Genomic DNA, 17,215 nt, shown 5'->3' on the forward strand with positions numbered 1-17,215 from the left:
GAAAAATAACCGCACTTTATCCGTAATCATTAGCACGATTACCACCATTATGATGACCATTACTATGATTAATGGCGCGGGTTAGTGCACCAAAAAACAGGATACAGAAAACCCGCGATTCAACTGAATAGCGGGTTTTTTTATAAATTTAAAAACACAATATCTCTAGGAGAACCAATCATGCGCGTACTTAAATTTGGCGGCACTTCGCTTGCAAATCCGGAACGTTTTTCCCAAGCAGCGAAATTGATCGAGCAAGCTCATTTAGAAGAGCAGGCAGCAGGTGTTTTATCAGCACCAGCCAAAATAACTAATCATCTCGTCGCCCTTTCTGAAAAAGCTGCATTAAATCAACCAACCGATACGCATTTCAACGAAGCAATCGAAATTTTCTATAACATCATCAATGGCTTACATGCCGAAAATAATCAATTCGACTTAAATGGCACCAAAGCGCTTATTGATGCTGAATTTGCTCAAATCAAAGGATTATTAGAAGAAATTCGTCAAGCAGGAAAAGTAGAAGATTCAGTTAAAGCGACGATTGATTGCCGCGGTGAAAAACTTTCTATCGCTATGATGAAAGCTTGGTTTGAAGCGCGTGGCTATAGCGTACATATTGTGGATCCTGTTAAACAATTATTGGCAAAAGGCGGTTACCTTGAATCTTCTGTTGAAATTGAAGAATCAACAAAACGTGTTGATGCAGCAAGTATCGCAAAAGATAAAGTAGTGCTTATGGCTGGCTTTACTGCGGGTAACGAAAAAGGTGAGTTGGTGCTACTCGGTCGTAATGGATCAGATTATTCTGCAGCCTGTTTAGCCGCTTGTTTAGGCGCAATCGTATGCGAAATTTGGACCGATGTGGATGGCGTTTATACTTGCGATCCGCGTTTAGTGCCTGATGCACGTTTATTGCCAACTCTTTCTTATCGTGAAGCGATGGAACTTTCTTATTTCGGTGCGAAAGTGATTCATCCTCGTACGATTGGCCCATTGTTGCCACAAAATATTCCTTGTGTCATTAAAAATACAGGAAATCCTTCTGCGCCGGGTTCGATTATTGATGGCAATGTAAAATCAGAAGGTTTACAAGTCAAGGGTATCACTAACTTAGATAATTTGGCTATGTTTAATGTGTCAGGCCCAGGTATGCAAGGCATGGTTGGTATGGCATCTCGTGTATTTTCAGCTATGTCAGGCGCAGGCATTTCAGTCATTTTAATTACCCAGTCTTCGTCTGAATATAGTATTAGTTTCTGTGTGCCAGTGAAATCTGCAGAAGTAGCGAAAACCGTACTAGAAACTGAGTTTGCTAATGAATTAAATGAACATCAATTAGAACCAATTGAAGTGATTAAAGATTTATCCATTATTTCTGTTGTGGGCGATGGAATGAAGCAAGCGAAAGGCATTGCTGCTCGTTTCTTCTCTGCGTTAGCACAGGCAAATATTAGCATTGTGGCGATTGCACAAGGTTCTAGTGAACGTTCAATTTCTGCAGTTGTGCCGCAAAATAAAGCGATTGAAGCGGTGAAAGCTACCCATCAGGCGCTTTTCAATAATAAAAAAGTAGTGGATATGTTTTTAGTGGGCGTCGGTGGAGTAGGCGGAGAATTAATTGAGCAGGTAAAGCGTCAAAAGGAGTATCTAGCAAAGAAGAATGTTGAAATTCGAGTTTGTGCTATTGCGAATTCCAACCGCATGTTGCTCGATGAAAATGGATTATGTTTAGACGATTGGAAAACCGATTTAGAAAATGCGACTCAGCCATCAGATTTTGATGTACTGCTTTCTTTCATTAAATTACATCATGTGGTGAATCCAGTATTTGTAGATTGTACTTCAGCCGAATCTGTAGCGGGGCTTTATGCTCGTGCGTTAAAAGAAGGTTTCCATGTGGTTACGCCAAATAAAAAAGCGAATACACGAGAATTAGCTTATTACAATGAGTTACGCCAAAATGCTCAAGCAAGCCAACATAAATTCTTATATGAAACGAATGTGGGCGCTGGTTTGCCAGTAATTGAAAATCTTCAAAACTTACTTGCTGCGGGTGATGAACTTGAATATTTTGAAGGCATTTTATCTGGCTCCCTTTCCTTTATTTTTGGTAAATTGGAGGAAGGACTTTCTCTTTCAGAAGTAACCGCACTTGCGCGTGAAAAAGGCTTTACTGAGCCAGATCCCCGTGATGACCTTTCTGGACAAGATGTAGCGCGCAAATTATTAATTCTTGCTCGTGAAGCAGGAATTGAGCTTGAACTTTCAGATGTTGAAGTTGAAGGTGTATTGCCGAAAGGCTTCTCTGAAGGAAAATCTGCAGATGAATTTATGGCAATGTTGCCACAGCTTGATGAAGAGTTTAACGCTCGTGTTTCCACCGCTAAAGCTGAAGGCAAAGTATTGCGTTATGTTGGAAAAATTTGCGAAGGTAAATGTAAAGTATCTATTGTTGCAGTCGATCAGAATAATCCACTTTATAAAGTGAAAGATGGTGAAAATGCTTTGGCATTTTATACTCGTTATTACCAACCCATCCCACTTTTATTACGTGGTTATGGCGCAGGCAATGCGGTGACGGCGGCAGGTATCTTTGCAGATATTTTAAGAACATTACAACATTAATAAGGATTCCCAATGTTAAGAATTTACGCCCCTGCATCTAGCGCGAATATTAGCGTAGGTTTCGATACTTTAGGCGTCGCGATTTCTCCTATTGATGGTTCTCTGTTAGGTGATGTAGTTCAAATAGAATCTATTTCAAGTGGTTTTGAGTTAGAAAGTGCGGGCTATTTTGTTCGTAAATTACCGAAAGAACCACAAAAAAATATTGTTTACCAAGCTTATGTGCTATTTACTGAGCAATTAAAATTACGTGGAGGGAATGTGAAGCCTTTGCGTTTAACGCTCGAAAAAAATATGCCTATTGGCTCTGGTTTAGGTTCTAGTGCTTGTTCTATTGTTGCTGCATTAGTGGCATTAAATCAGTTTCATGATGAACCTTTTTCGAAAATGGAGTTGCTTGAAATGATGGGCGAATTGGAAGGTCGTATTTCTGGTTCAATCCATTATGATAATGTTGCACCTTGCTATCTTGGCGGTGTGCAATTTATGGTGCAATCGCTCGGCAATATTTGTCAAAAGCTTCCATTTTTTGATAATTGGTATTGGGTGTTAGCATATCCGGGAATTGAAGTTTCTACTGCTGAAGCTCGTGCAATTTTACCGAAAAGCTATACTCGACAAGACGTGATTGCCCATGGTCGTCATTTGGGGGGCTTTGTACATGCTTGCCATACCCATCAGGAAAACCTTGCTGCGATTATGATGAAAGATGTCATTGCCGAGCCTTATCGTGAATCTCTGTTACCTAATTTTGCTGAAGTAAAACAAGCTACGAGAGACTTAGGTGCACTTGCAACTGGTATTTCAGGCTCAGGGCCAACAATTTTCTCTATTGCTCCAGACTTACAAACCGCAATTAAACTTTCAACTTATTTAGAGAATCATTATTTACAAAATAATGAAGGTTTTGTGCATGTATGCAAGGTCGATAACGAAGGCGCAAGAGAAATTAAATAAGTTAATTTAAATAGATAAAATCAGATTAAAAACGGATTAAATATGAATTTATACAATATCAAACATCCCGAAGAACAAGTCACTTTTTCTCAGGCTGTTCGTCAAGGTCTTGGTCGGGATCAAGGTTTATTCTTTCCTGAAGTTATTCCTCAACTTAATAACATTGATGAATTACTTGAATTACCTCTTATTGAACGTAGCCAAAAAATTCTAGGTGCATTAATTGGTGAAGAATTACCGAAAGCAACGTTAGATAAGATGGTGAAAAATGCGTTTACTTTCACCGCACCATTAGAAAAAGTGGAAGATAATATTTATGCACTTGAATTATTTCATGGTCCCACATTGGCATTTAAGGACTTTGGGGGCCGTTTTATGGCCCAGGCGCTTGCAGCAGTTCGTGGTGATGGCAAAATTACTATTTTAACGGCTACGTCTGGTGATACTGGGGCGGCTGTAGCACATGCATTTTATGGATTAGAAAATATTAATGTAGTTATCCTTTATCCAAAAGGCAAAATCAGCCCATTACAAGAAAAGCTATTCTGTACTTTAGGTGGGAATATTCGTACAGTTGCGATTAACGGTGATTTCGATGCATGTCAGGTTTTAGTTAAGCAAGCCTTTGATGATGTTGAATTGCGCCAAGCTATCGGACTTAACTCTGCAAATTCTATTAATATCAGCCGCTTATTAGCTCAAGTTTGTTATTACTTTGAGGCTGTAGCACAGTTGCCAAAAGAAAAACGTGATAATGTTGTGGTTTCTGTGCCAAGTGGTAATTTTGGTAACTTAACTGCGGGATTAATAGCAAAAACATTAGGCTTGCCAATAAAACGCTTTATTGCCTCAACAAACGCAAATGATACGGTGCCACGTTATTTGAAATCGGGTAATTGGGATCCTAAAACGACAGTTGCAACCCTTTCTAATGCAATGGATGTAAGTCGCCCAAATAATTGGCCGAGAGTGGAAGAATTGTTTAAACGAAATGGTTGGAATTTAACTGATTTAGGTTCGGGTATGCTAAGTGATAGCGAAACAGAAGATACCTTAAAAGCGATGCAGGCAAAAGGTTATTTATGTGAACCTCACGGTGCGATAGCTTACCAGGTGCTGAAAGATCAACTTAAAGCGGGTGAAACAGGAATCTTCCTGTGTACAGCACATCCTGCAAAATTTAAAGAATCTGTTGAACGTATTCTTGGTATTCAGCTTTCATTACCAGAAGCTCTGGATAAACATAATCAGCTACCATTACTTTCTAATGAAATGGATAATGATTTTGCACAACTACGGGCTTACTTATTGAAGTAATAAAGTGCGGTGAATTTTAATCGAGATGTTAAAGATAGCGCTTGATATTTAAGCGCTATTTTATTTTTGAAAAATAGGGGAAGTATAATGATAGTTGGGCCTTATATTAATGCGGCAGCAATTATTACTGGCGCATTAATCGGTGCAATGATTGGTGGAAAATTACCAGAACGATTACGAATTAATTTAACATTAATTTTTGGTTTGTGTTCAATGTGTATGGGAATAGTAATGCTTTCTAAAGTAGAAAGTATGCCAGTAATGGTTTTATCTATACTGATTGGAACAATTATTGGTGAAATCATCTTGCTTGAAAATGGTATTAATAAATTGGCTAGCTATGCTAAAAGTCTAGTAGAACGGGTATTTCCTTCTGCCCCTAAAGGGATTAGTCATGATGAATTTTTAGGAAAATTTGTGGCTCTTGTGATTCTTGCTTCTTTTAGTGGAACTGGAATCTTTGGTGCAATGAATGAAGGTATGACAGGGGACCCAAGCATCTTAATCGTAAAATCTTTCTTGGACTTTTTCACTGCAATGATTTTTGCAACAACATTAGGTTATGCGGTGACAACAATTTTTATCCCACAAACCTTATTACAATCTATTTTGGCATATTCAGCAGTATTTATTATCCCTTTTGTCACACCTGAAATGCGTGCTGATTTTGGCGCTGTAGGTGGAGTGTTGATGATTGCTACAGGTTTTCGAATTTGCAATATTCAAATGTTCCACGTAGCAAATATGCTACCGGCACTTTTTTTAGTAATGCCGATTTCTCATCTTTGGCAAAGTTTTTTTTAATAGAGAAGAAAAATAGCTATAAATTTATTTATAGCTATTTTTTATTTCTATTTTTTAGTTGATTTTATTTCAGATATTTCTCTACCATAATTTACACAAATAATTTGTGCGGCATTATAAAGTGTAGTATCAGGCATTAGGCGTAAAGTATGTTTTTTTTGTTTTTTAGGGGCTGCACGTACGCCTTCGCCCCAAAATTCATCGTAGAAGTCAGTACGGACTTGGGTTAAGTGATAGTTTTGGCAATTTAATATTTTATATTGTCGAATAGAACGGGCATAACGTTTAGTTTCTGGATAAACAAATAAGCCTTTATCTAAGTTAATCACTGCATCAAAATGGACAATTTGAGGTTCTTCATTATCAACCCAAATTGAACTAGTATCGATATAGTAATTTATATCTTTCACTAGACGAACATAGCCATTTCTAATTTCTGTTGGTGTTGCGAGTTTTACATCTTGTTGTATTGGATTTTGTTTAGGATGAATAGAACAAGCGCTAAGTAACCCAAATGATAATATTAAAATCAGTTTTTTCATTATTCACTCCTTATGTTAGCTGATATTCACTCTAGAATTTTACAGTGTGCCCATAACCTTCTAGAATCGTTTTAATATGCTCTAACGATTCTTTAGTTGGCGGTAATACATCTTCAAGCTCATAATCTAAACCAAGGGTTTTCCATTTATGCGCACCTAATCGATGATAAGGAAGAAGTTCAACTTTTTCAATATTGGTCATACCTTCAATAAACTGACCTAATAAATGCACATCGTGATCGCTATCGGTATAACCAGGAACAACGACATAACGAATCCATGTACGTTGATTACGTTTTTGCAAATATTTTGCAAATTCAAGGGTACGTTTATTTGGTACCCCAATAAGATTTTGATGAACTTGATCATTAAGCTCTTTTAAATCAAGTAAAACAAGATCCGTTACATCTAATAATTCATCAATAATATGATCATAATGACGTACAAAACCATTTGTATCTAAGCAAGTATTAATCCCTTCCGCTTTACAAGCACGGAACCAATCACGGACAAACTCAGCTTGTAAGACAGCCTCACCGCCAGATGCCGTAACACCACCGCCAGTAGCATTCATAAAATGGCGATAAGTCACGACTTCTTTCATTAAATCTTCGACACTGATTTCTTTACCACCTTCAAGATCCCAAGTATCACGATTGTGGCAATATTTACAGCGCATCAAGCAGCCTTGCATAAATAAAATGAAACGAATACCTGGCCCATCTACAGTGCCACAGGATTCAAAAGAGTGAATTCTTCCAAGAACTGACATACATAAATTTCCTAAAATTAGATATAGCTAAATTTTACCAAAGATTTAGTCTATAAAAAATGAGCCTGATTTAAATCAGGCTCATAATTAAAATATATTTATCAAAGTGTGGTCATTATTCGCTGACTTTTTGAAAGGTTTGCACCACTGGCGCTTGTTCACAATACTCGACCAATACAGGTACAATTGAGGTAAAGTGTGGCGTTGCAAAATGTTGTTCTAAATCGGCTTTGCTTTTCCATTGCTCAATAAAAACATAATGATTAGCCTGCTCGCTATTTTGTTGTAATTCATAAGATACGCATCCTGTTTCTTGACGAGTATGCTTAATTAATTCTTGGCATTGAGTTAGAAAATCATTAATTTTGTCCGCTTTTACTGAAAATTGGGCAATAACTGTTAGCATAATTTGCTCTCCTATATATAAAAATAAACCACTCACAAAACTAGTCTGTGAGTGGTTTACATTAAAGCATAATTCTATTTATTTAGAAAGACTCAGTAAATGTACGAGTTACGACGTCTTGTTGTTGCTCTTTAGTTAAAGAGTTGAAACGTACTGCGTAACCAGATACACGGATAGTCAATTGTGGATATTTATCCGGATTTTCCATTGCATCTAACAACATTTCACGGTTTAACACATTCACATTTAAGTGTTGGCCACCTTCAACTGTTGCCTCGTGGTGGAAGTAACCATCCATTAAGCCAGCAAGATTACGACGTTGTGCTTCTGCATCTTTACCTAACGCATTTGGTACGATTGAGAAGGTATAAGAAATACCATCTTTCGCGTAAGCAAATGGAAGTTTAGCCACAGAAGTTAATGATGCTACCGCACCTTTTTGGTCACGACCGTGCATTGGGTTCGCACCTGGTCCGAATGGTGCACCAGCACGACGACCATCAGGGGTGTTACCAGTTTTCTTACCATAAACCACGTTAGAAGTAATGGTTAATACAGATTGTGTAGGCACTGCATTACGGTAAGTTTTAAGTTTTTGAATTTTCTTCATGAAACGTTCAACTAAGTCACAAGCAATGTCATCAACACGGTTATCGTTGTTACCATATTGTGGATATTCACCTTCGATTTCAAAGTCGATTGCTACGTTAGTTGCAACAACATTGCCATCTTTATCTTTGATGTCGCCACGAACTGGTTTAACTTTCGCATATTTGATTGCTGAAAGTGAGTCAGCCGCAACAGAAAGACCTGCGATACCACAAGCCATGGTACGGTATACATCACGATCATGTAATGCCATTAATGCTGCTTCGTATGAATATTTATCGTGCATATAGTGGATTACGTTTAAGGCAGTCACATATTGTTTTGCCAACCAATCCATAAAGCTGTCCATACGGGTCATTACTGTATCGAAATCTAATACTTCATCAGTAATTGGTGCAGTTTTCGGACCTACTTGCATACCTAATTTTTCATCGATACCGCCGTTGATTGCGTATAACAATGTTTTCGCTAAGTTTGCACGCGCACCGAAGAATTGCATTTGTTTACCAACAACCATTGGTGATACACAACATGCGATTGCGTAGTCATCATTGTTGAAGTCTGGACGCATTAAATCATCGTTTTCGTATTGAACTGATGAGGTATCAATCGATACTTTCGCACAGAAACGTTTGAAGTTTTCAGGTAATTGTTCAGACCAAAGAATGGTTAAGTTTGGTTCTGGAGAAGTACCCATGTTGTAAAGGGTGTGTAAAATACGGAATGTATTTTTGGTTACTAATGTACGACCGTCTAACCCCATACCTGCGATGGTTTCAGTTGCCCACATTGGGTCACCAGAAAATAATTGATCGTATTCAGGTGTACGTAAGAAACGAACCATACGGAGTTTCATGACTAAATGGTCAACTAATTCTTGCGCTTCAGTTTCAGTAATTCTACCTGCTTGTAAATCACGTTCGATATAGATATCGATAAAGGTTGCAGTACGACCGAATGACATTGCTGCACCATTTTGTGATTTGATTGCAGCAAGATAAGCAAAGTACATCCATTGAATGGCTTCTTGAGCATTAGTTGCTGGGTTAGAAATATCATAACCATAGCTTGCAGCCATTTGTTTTAATTGGCCTAATGCGCGGTGTTGTTCTGCGATTTCTTCACGTAAACGAATTGTTGCTTCAAGATTTACGCCATCTTCTAAATCTTTTTGTAAAGAAGAGAATTGTGCGTATTTATCTTTCATTAAGAAATCTACACCATAAAGCGCTACACGACGGTAGTCACCGATGATACGGCCACGACCATAAGCATCAGGAAGACCGGTTAATACACCTGATTTACGGCAACGTAAAATGTCTGGCGTATAAACATCGAATACACCTTGGTTGTGGGTTTTACGATATTCAGTGAAGATTTTTTTCACTTTTGGATCAAGTTCACGACCATAAACTTTACAAGAACCTTCCACCATTTTGATACCACCAAATGGCATAATGGCACGTTTTAAAGGTTCATCAGTTTGAAGACCAACGATTTTTTCTAAGTCTTTGTTAATGTAACCTGGTGCGTGAGAAGTAATTGTTGAAGGCGTATGCTCGTCAAAATCTAATGGTGCATGTGTGCGGTTTTCAACTTTGATTCCTTCCATTACAGCCTCCCAAAGTTTTGTTGTCGCTTCAGTTGGACCTGCTAAGAAAGAATCATCACCTTCATATGGGGTGTAGTTTTTTTGGATAAAGTCACGTACATTGACATTTTCTTGCCAATCACCACCAGTAAAACCAGCCCACGCCAATTTTTGCGCTTCATTAAGTTCTGACATAGTCATTTCCTTTGTTAATTAATAAATAAGTAAATAAATCTTTAATCTTTAATGCGTTTTGGTTAAATAACGTTGGAATACCCCCATGCAAATTGCCCCGCCGACAATATTTCCCAACGTTACGGGAATTAAATTCTTCACAATGAAATGATACAAATCTAAATCTGCGTATTTCATCGGATCAACGCCGATTTGTTGCCAAAATTCAGGAGTACTAAAATGTGCAGTAATAATTCCCATCGGAATCATAAACATATTAGCCACACAGTGTTCAAATCCTGACGCAACAAACAAACCAATCGGCATAATCATAATAAAAGCTTTGTCTGTAACAGTCTTACCAGAATAAGACATCCAAATCGCCACACACACCATAATGTTGCATAAAATACCTAGATTAAATGCTTCAAACCACGTGTGATGAATTTTATGTTGGGCGGTTGCAAGAATTGTTAAACCCCATTGGCCATTTGCTGCCATGGTTTGTCCCCCAAACCAAATCACTGCAGCAATAAATAAACCGCCCACAAAGTTGCCTAAATATACTACAATCCAATTTCGGATCATTTGCGTTGTGGTTATCTTACCACCAACACGGGCAACTAATGTTAAAGTAGAAGAGGTGAATAATTCAGATCCTAATATCACCACCATAATCACACCTAATGAGAAAACTAACCCACCCACTAATTTGGTCAGTCCCCAAGGTGCTCCGGCACTAGCAGCTTGTGTTGTCGTGTAAAATACAAAAGCTAAAGCAATACAAGCTCCAGCACTAATGCCAGACATAAACGATAAAAATGGACGTTTATTTGCTTTATAAGTAGCTGTACTTTCTGCACAATCCGTTGCTTCAACAGGTGTGAGCGCAACAGAAGACAGTTTTTGAATTTCTGATGCCATAATCAAACTCCAAATATTAAAAAATTGATGAAAATTTAATACTTCTAATATGTTTACAACTTCAAATACTTCTACTACCAGGGACATTTTACTCTTTTAATTTTTCATTTCAAAGAAATGCTACGATTTATTCTAACAAAATTTGATATTTTGCAAGATTTTTTCAGATAAAATAACCATAACTCTTTAGTAATAGTTTTTAGGTAAAAAAATAACCGCACTTTTATCAAAAAAGACAAAAGTGCGGTTTGTTTTATAGTTATTTTAGCAATACTCAGGACACATTTAAGGTACAAAATAATGAGGTATAAAATGGCTATCATTCCCTGTCACTGCAGTAAAATCTTCGCGTAGCCCCATACCACAAGCCACATCACCCACAACCCAAGAGCCGATAATTGGATACATTCCATCAAAACTCGGCAATTCAAATTTTTGTTGATAAACATAACCTGAATTACCATAAAACGTAGAGTGTTCGCTTCCTTTCGCTGCAAATTCTACGCCATTGTTTTTCTCATAATAGAAGACATTGGCACCTTCTCGACCTAACAATGGTTTTTTCACCCACATCGATAAATCTTTTGGTAATTCGAAAGGCGTAAAATAAGCAGGCAATAAATTCGGATGATTAGGATAACGCGCCCAAAGTTTTGCCAATAGTGCTTTATTACTTAACAACATTTTCCACGCTGGTTCAATAAATCGTGTTTGAGCTACCGTAATATGACGAGCAAACTCAGCGTGGCTTAGCCATTCCAGAGGATACAATTTAAATAACATTTCAATAGGTTGCTCATTTAAATCTACAAATTTTTTTGTTTCGCTGTTATAGCCAATATCTTCCACTGCTAATTGATGAATATTCCAACCTGCGTTATAAGCCACATCAGCTAAATAATCCACATTGCCCCAATCTTCGCGACCAGCATCCTGCATAGCACTCAAATGGAAATCTGTTTTGCCACTTTGTTGTTTCAAAAATTGGAAATGTTTTATTAATTCTTCATGAATCCAGTTAAATTGATCACGATGTTTCAAGCCCTCAATTTGCTCCAACCACTGCCATTGAACAACCGCAGCCTCCAACAAAGATGTTGGCGTATCGGCGTTATATTCAAACATTTTTAGGTTGTCGCCATCATAGCCAAAATCAAAGCGTCCATATAAATAAGGATCTTGATTACGCCAAGAGGTTTCAATAAGCTGTTTTTGCAACTCCGTAAAACGATAATTTTCATAATCGCCTTTTTTAATTTCATCCGCCGCAAAATCTAAACACATTGACTGCAATTCATTAGTTGTATCCTCAATGCGATCAATTTCCGCTAAGGTAAATTCATAGGCGACATTATCAGACCAATAATGAGATCCATCACTGGAAGGCAAGTTATAATAATCAAACCCAACATTAAGTAGCTGTTGCACCATATCTGGTCGAGTAGGAAACCCTGTTACACGTTTCATTTAGCCCCCACTGCTACGATTAGTATTATTTAGGCTACTAAAACCACCACGAGATACAGGTTTGCTATTCATGCTTCCTGCATTTCCTTTCACGAGCATTGGTTTTCCAACAGAACGATTTGTTTGCGGTTGCACAACTTGCCCTGTTGGTGTGGTGACAGCTCGATTTCCAGGGTGATAGCTCGGGCCAAGGAAACTACTAATTGCACGAGCCGCCATATACCCCATAACGCCACCAGCAATCGCAGCCCCTAAAGAAGGATCGGTACTTTCAGCTTTTGCAGTTGATTCAGCACTGTTCTCGCTTTGATTAGCTTGTGCATTATTTTCAGCTGGATTTTTTACCGCACTTTCTTCATTACCATTATCACGAATATTTAAACCAAGCCCCTGCCGTGGTGTGGTTTCAGTTTTCTGAGTATTCTCGGTATTTTTATCTGCCTCACAAAGCTCAATTTTTTTCCAATCCGCTAAACAATCGTCTAAAGACTGATACACATCACGTTGTACTTGTTCTTCTGAACAGCCTCCTAATAAGGCCACAATAGATAAACTAACTAAAATCTGATTTTTCTTTTTCATTGTTCTCAATTTTTATCGAATAGTTTTCACGCCTAGCCATTGCTCGGCCTGTTTATTGGTAATTTCTTCACGAGTCCACATACTCATTAAATCTGGTTGTGGATATTTATTGCTGTTATAGCCGACTAAACGGGCAAAATCAAATACGGCATGAGGATAGCCATTAATAAGCAATAATGCTAAATAACCACTCTCATCCCAACAAATTTCAAGTTTACGAGCCTCATGATGATTAGAGGTTGAATCAACATTATACACGTGCAACATATCAACTATCGGTTGAGCATTTTGACGCATATCAAGTGCATAAAAATAGCCTGTTTCACCGTCATCTTCAAACATCACAGCAAAATGCTCAAATACCGTAGAATGCGTCCCCACTTGCTTTGGCGTTCCTAAAAAGAGTTCATCCTCTAAAGTTAAATGTAACATTCCCTTTCCTTTAAATATTAGATATAAAAACACCGCACTTTTATACAAAGTGCGGTGAGATTTTACAGTAAATTCAGCGTGAATTACGCTTGACCTTTAACCGCTTTTAAGCCTAAGAACGGGGCTGGTGTGCCAGCACGTTCTAATGCTTCTTCGATACGGATTAATTGGTTGTATTTCGCAATACGGTCAGAACGGCTCATAGAACCAGTTTTGATTTGACCTGCTGCTGTACCAACCGCTAAATCAGCGATAGTCGCATCTTCGGTTTCACCTGAACGGTGAGAGATAACTGCGGTGTAACCTGCATCTTTAGCCATTTTGATTGCTGCTAAAGTTTCAGTTAAAGAACCGATTTGGTTGAATTTGATTAAGATAGAGTTTGCGATACCTTTTTCGATACCTTCTTTTAAGATTTTGGTGTTAGTTACGAATAAGTCGTCGCCCACTAATTGAACGCGGTCGCCTAACACTTTAGTTTGGTATGCAAAACCTTCCCAGTCAGATTCGTCTTGACCGTCTTCGATAGACACGATTGGGTATTGTTTGGTTAATTCTTCAAGATAGTGTGTGAATTCTTGAGAAGTGAATGAACGGCCTTCGCCTTTCATTTCGTATTTGCCAGTTTCTTTGTTGTAGAACTCAGAAGATGCACAGTCCATTGCTAAAGTCACGTCTTTACCTAATACGTAACCTGCTTTTTCTACAGCTTCTTTGATACATGCTAAAGCGTCAGCGTTAGATGCTAGGTTAGGCGCGAAACCACCTTCGTCACCAACAGCAGTGCTCATGCCTTTAGCTTTTAATACTTTAGCAAGGTTGTGGAATACTTCAGCACCGATACGAAGTGCTTCACGTAATGTTTTCGCACCAACTGGTTGAATCATAAATTCTTGGATATCAACGTTGTTGTCTGCGTGTTCACCACCGTTGATGATATTCATCATTGGTAATGGCATAGAGTAAACGCCTGGTGTGCAGTTTAATTCTGCAATGTAAGCGTAAAGAGGTAAACCTTTAGACGCTGCAGCTGCTTTTGCATTTGCTAAAGATACCGCTAAGATTGCGTTTGCACCAAAGTTAGATTTGTTTTCGGTTCCGTCTAAATCGATCATGATTTGGTCGATTTCAGCTTGGTTAGACGCATCTTTACCAAGAATTGCTTCAGCAATTGGGCCATTTACTGCTGCTACAGCTTTTAATACGCCTTTACCTAAGAAACGAGATTTGTCACCATCACGTAATTCTAATGCTTCGCGAGAACCAGTTGATGCACCAGATGGTGCTGCTGCTAAACCAACAAAACCACCTTCAAGATGAACTTCAGCTTCAACAGTTGGATTACCGCGTGAGTCGATGATTTCGCGACCAATCACTTTAACGATTTTTGCCATTTTTATTTTCCTCAATTAAGTTAATTAAAACGGGTTAGGCGAGCCTAAAACAGGCGATATGATAAAGCTATTTTGAGATTTTGTCTTGTAAAAAATGCGTATGCTTTGATCTTTATCTATTTTTACAAAATAAAAGAGCAGTGAAAAAATTTGTCGTTTCTCACCGCTCTTTTAGTCCAATTTAATCAATTACTTCACAGATTGTTTGTGATTTTCATAAGCTGCTTTTACAAAGCCTGCAAACAACGGATGACCATCACGAGGCGTAGAAGTAAATTCTGGATGGAATTGGCAAGCGACAAACCAAGGATGATTTGGCACTTCGATAATTTCTACCAATTTTTTATCTGCAGATAAGCCAGTTACTTTCAATCCTGCTTTTTCAATTTGTGGAAGTAAGGTATTGTTCACTTCATAACGATGACGATGACGTTCTTCAATGGTTTCTTTGCCATAAAGCTCGCGAGCGCGACTGCCTGACACCAAATGACATTGTTGTGCGCCTAAACGCATTGTTCCACCAAGATCAGATTCATCGGTACGCACTTCCGTATTACCATCGGCATCTTGCCATTCCGTGATTAATGCCACCACAGGTTGTTCACAATCTTTATCAAATTCTGATGAATTTGCTTTAGTTAAACCCGCTACATTACGTGCATATTCAATCAATGCGATCTGCATACCTAAACAAATGCCCAAGTAAGGAATTTTATTTTCACGTGCATATTGTGCGGTACGAATCTTACCTTCCACACCACGATAACCGAATCCACCAGGAACAAGAATACCATCAATGCCTTTTAATACTTCAACACCTTTGGTTTCAACATCTTGGGAATCAATATATTTAATGTTAACGCTTAAACGATTAGTTAAACCCGCATGCTTCAACGCTTCATTTACAGATTTATAAGCATCGGGTAACTCAGTATATTTACCCACCATCCCAATGGTCACTTCCCCCACTGGATTTGCTTGTTTGTAAAGCACTTGCTCCCATTCAGAAAGATCCGCTTCAGGACAAGTTAAACGGAAACGTTCACAGACAAAATCATCTAAACCTTGAGATTTTAATAATGCTGGGATTTGATAAATCGAATTTACATCTTTTAATGAAATGACTGCACGTTCTGGAACGTTACAGAATAAAGCAATTTTCGCACGCTCATTTGGTGGAATCATACGATCTGAACGGCAAATCAACACATCAGGTTGAATACCAATAGAAAGCAATTCTTTTACCGAATGTTGGGTTGGTTTAGTTTTTACTTCACCCGCCGTTGGAATATAAGGCACTAAAGTTAAGTGCATAAATAACGTGTGTTCACGACCAACTTGAACAGCTAATTGACGTAATGCTTCTAAGAATGGGAGTGATTCAATATCCCCAACGGTACCACCTACTTCAACAATCACAACATCATGACCTTGAGCGCCAGCTATGACGCGATCTTTAATTTCATTGGTGATATGTGGAATCACTTGAATTGTTGCACCAAGATAATCGCCACGACGCTCTTTACGTAATACTTCAGAATAAATTTTACCTGTGGTGAAGTTATTACGTTTAGTCATTTTAGTACGGATAAAACGCTCATAGTGACCTAAGTCTAAATCTGTTTCTGCGCCATCTTGTGTAACGAAAACTTCCCCATGTTGGGTTGGGCTCATCGTACCTGGATCCACATTAATATATGGATCTAATTTCATAATGGTTACGTTTAAACCACGAGCTTCTAAAATTGCCGCCAATGATGCCGCCGCAATGCCTTTACCTAACGATGAAACCACACCGCCAGTGACGAAAATATAATTTGTAGCCATAGGGAACCTAATCTGTATTGGGATATAAATGATTATAGCTAATCATCTTACAGACAAAATCAACCAAAAGTGCGGTCAAAAATCGAAGATAACTAGCTATCAAAGACGGGACGGTAGTTTACCTGATTTAGAAAATTATCTCAATGAAAACCCAGAGAAAAAAGAAAACCATCAAAAGATGGTTTTCAAATTATTTTAATTAAAAAGGGATATCGTCATCGAATCCGTCCATTGGTGGCTCAGCCTGTGGTGGTGCTGGACGAGATGATTGATAACTACCACCATTGTTAGTTTGACGAGCTTGGTAAGAAGGTTGTGGCGCAGATCCCATATCACTAGGGTAGCCACCAGCTTGATTACGCCCACCAAGCATTTGCATTACATCACCTTGAATTTCTGTGGTGTAACGATCTTGACCATTTTGATCTTGCCATTTACGCGTTTTTAGACGACCTTCCACATATACTTGAGAGCCTTTGCGTAAATATTCACCGCAAATCTCCGCTTGACGACGATAGAATACAATACGGTGCCATTCCGTTACTTCACGGCGCTCGCCAGTATTGCGGTCATTCCAGCTTTCACTCGTCGCTACGCTAATATTTGCTACGGCATCGCCATTTGGCATGGTACGAATTTCAGGATCATTGCCTAGATGACCCACAATAATGACTTTATTAACTCCAGCCATAAAAAACCTCATTTTTTATCTAAAAAAGTGCGGTTATTTTGCCTGAAATTTTTCAAAAGATCTATATATTTTAACTGGATATTTGCACAGATATTAAA

General features: G+C 38.3%; 15 protein-coding genes and 1 other annotated feature. Of the genes, 4 read left to right on the forward strand and 11 right to left on the reverse strand.

All coding sequences use genetic code 11. The annotated features are described in order from the left end of the window. The first annotated feature begins 26 nt into the window (after nt 1–26). Nucleotides 27–145 (forward strand) — a sequence feature (Thr leader region). 35 nt (nt 146–180) lie between these two features. The 4 genes from thrA to FE813_RS05855 all read left to right on the forward strand — a co-directional run bounded on the left by thrA (nt 181) and on the right by FE813_RS05855 (nt 5,706). Continuing rightward, complete coding sequence (thrA, locus tag FE813_RS05840; protein ID WP_139989840.1) at nt 181–2,628, forward strand: bifunctional aspartate kinase/homoserine dehydrogenase I; 2,448 nt, start codon at nt 181–183, stop codon at nt 2,626–2,628. Between the two features lie 12 nt (nt 2,629–2,640). Further along, nucleotides 2,641–3,585, forward strand: coding sequence for a homoserine kinase (gene thrB / locus FE813_RS05845; protein ID WP_139989841.1), 945 nt, complete (start codon nt 2,641–2,643; stop codon nt 3,583–3,585). Nucleotides 3,586–3,627: 42 nt separating this feature from the next. Next, a complete protein-coding gene (thrC, locus tag FE813_RS05850) occupies nt 3,628–4,902 on the forward strand; it encodes a threonine synthase (protein ID WP_139989842.1) in 1,275 nt (424 codons plus the stop codon). An 87-nt stretch (nt 4,903–4,989) separates the two neighbouring features. Continuing rightward, a complete protein-coding gene (locus FE813_RS05855; RefSeq protein ID WP_139989843.1) occupies nt 4,990–5,706 on the forward strand; it encodes a DUF554 domain-containing protein in 717 nt (238 codons plus the stop codon). A 47-nt stretch (nt 5,707–5,753) separates the two neighbouring features. On the opposite strand, the gene FE813_RS05860 is transcribed toward FE813_RS05855, so the two are convergent. The 11 genes from FE813_RS05860 to FE813_RS05910 form a co-directional block, all read right to left on the reverse strand. Beyond that, nucleotides 5,754–6,248 (reverse strand): surface-adhesin E family protein, encoded by a 495-nt coding sequence (locus tag FE813_RS05860; protein ID WP_139989844.1) that lies wholly within the window; start codon nt 6,246–6,248, stop codon nt 5,754–5,756. 31 nt (nt 6,249–6,279) lie between these two features. Further along, complete coding sequence (gene pflA, locus FE813_RS05865; protein ID WP_005635116.1) at nt 6,280–7,020, reverse strand: pyruvate formate lyase 1-activating protein; 741 nt, start codon at nt 7,018–7,020, stop codon at nt 6,280–6,282. A gap of 115 nt (nt 7,021–7,135) precedes the next feature. Next, complete coding sequence (locus FE813_RS05870; protein WP_005636456.1) at nt 7,136–7,426, reverse strand: putative quinol monooxygenase; 291 nt, start codon at nt 7,424–7,426, stop codon at nt 7,136–7,138. Between the two features lie 82 nt (nt 7,427–7,508). Beyond that, a complete protein-coding gene (gene pflB, locus FE813_RS05875; RefSeq protein ID WP_180978691.1) occupies nt 7,509–9,821 on the reverse strand; it encodes a formate C-acetyltransferase in 2,313 nt (770 codons plus the stop codon). A gap of 48 nt (nt 9,822–9,869) precedes the next feature. Further along, nucleotides 9,870–10,724: a formate transporter FocA gene (focA, locus tag FE813_RS05880; protein ID WP_106013457.1), complete on the reverse strand. Its 855-nt coding sequence runs from the start codon at nt 10,722–10,724 to the stop codon at nt 9,870–9,872. Between the two features lie 285 nt (nt 10,725–11,009). Beyond that, nucleotides 11,010–12,191, reverse strand: a complete 1,182-nt coding sequence (locus FE813_RS05885; protein WP_139989846.1) for a glutathionylspermidine synthase family protein — start codon at nt 12,189–12,191, stop codon at nt 11,010–11,012. Further along, nucleotides 12,192–12,773 carry a DUF1190 domain-containing protein gene (locus FE813_RS05890; RefSeq protein WP_139989847.1) on the reverse strand — a complete coding sequence of 194 codons (582 nt, stop codon included), beginning with the start codon at nt 12,771–12,773 and terminating at the stop codon, nt 12,192–12,194. Nucleotides 12,774–12,785: 12 nt separating this feature from the next. Then, nucleotides 12,786–13,205 carry a DUF2251 domain-containing protein gene (locus FE813_RS05895; RefSeq protein ID WP_005636440.1) on the reverse strand — a complete coding sequence of 140 codons (420 nt, stop codon included), beginning with the start codon at nt 13,203–13,205 and terminating at the stop codon, nt 12,786–12,788. A gap of 83 nt (nt 13,206–13,288) precedes the next feature. Next, on the reverse strand, nt 13,289–14,599 hold the full coding sequence (gene eno / locus FE813_RS05900) for a phosphopyruvate hydratase (protein ID WP_139989848.1): 1,311 nt from the start codon (nt 14,597–14,599) through the stop codon (nt 13,289–13,291). A 189-nt stretch (nt 14,600–14,788) separates the two neighbouring features. Beyond that, nucleotides 14,789–16,426, reverse strand: a complete 1,638-nt coding sequence (gene pyrG / locus FE813_RS05905) for a glutamine hydrolyzing CTP synthase (protein ID WP_005636432.1) — start codon at nt 16,424–16,426, stop codon at nt 14,789–14,791. A gap of 199 nt (nt 16,427–16,625) precedes the next feature. Beyond that, the gene (locus tag FE813_RS05910) at nt 16,626–17,117 is read right to left on the reverse strand and encodes a single-stranded DNA-binding protein (protein WP_139989849.1); all 492 of its coding nucleotides are present in this window, start codon (nt 17,115–17,117) and stop codon (nt 16,626–16,628) included. Nucleotides 17,118–17,215 lie beyond the last annotated feature (98 nt).

The organism is Haemophilus seminalis, assembly GCF_006384255.1.
GTDB classification, from domain to species: domain Bacteria; phylum Pseudomonadota; class Gammaproteobacteria; order Enterobacterales; family Pasteurellaceae; genus Haemophilus; species Haemophilus seminalis.